This window comes from Neisseria sp. P0006.S004, from assembly GCF_051963015.1.
In the GTDB taxonomy this organism is placed as follows: Bacteria; Pseudomonadota; Gammaproteobacteria; order Burkholderiales; family Neisseriaceae; genus Neisseria.
Genome location: NZ_JBQCUS010000024.1, coordinates 1 through 475, shown reverse-complemented (window position 1 = coordinate 475; position 475 = coordinate 1). Strand labels below are relative to the sequence as shown.

1 protein-coding gene is annotated in these 475 nt (G+C 49.3%); it reads left to right on the top strand.

Annotation, left to right across the window (positions count from 1 at the left end; all coding sequences use genetic code 11):
• The coding region (locus ACTHR2_RS10525; protein WP_440375708.1) for an IS5 family transposase at nt 1-468 on the top strand (468 nt) is incomplete at its 5' end.
• Nucleotides 469-475 lie beyond the last annotated feature (7 nt).

The following is a 475-nucleotide window of genomic DNA, read 5'->3' as shown; positions in this document are numbered from 1 at the left end:
TGGACAAAGAAAAACGGCCTCTACAAACTCGGTTACAAACAACATACCCGTACCGATGAGGAAGGCTATATCGAGAAACTGCACATCACCCCCGCCAATACCCATGAGTGCAACCACCTGTTGCCTTTGCTGGAAGGTATAGCCAAAGATACGACCGTCTATGCCGATAAAGGCTATGACAGTAAGGAAAACCGGCAACATCTGAAAGAACATCGGTTGTTGGACGGCATTATGCGCAAAGCCCAGCGTAACCGTCCGCTGACGGAAGCGCAAACCAAACGTAACCGATATTTGTCGAAGACCCGTTATGTGGTCGAACAAAGCTTTGGTACGCTGCACCGTAAATTCCGCTATGCCCGGGCAGCCTATTTTGGTCTGTGTAAAGTGAGTGCACAAAGCCACCTAAAGGCGATGTGTTTGAACCTGTTGAAAGCCGACAATAGGCTAAGTGTGCCTGTTGCTGCCTAAAAGGTGG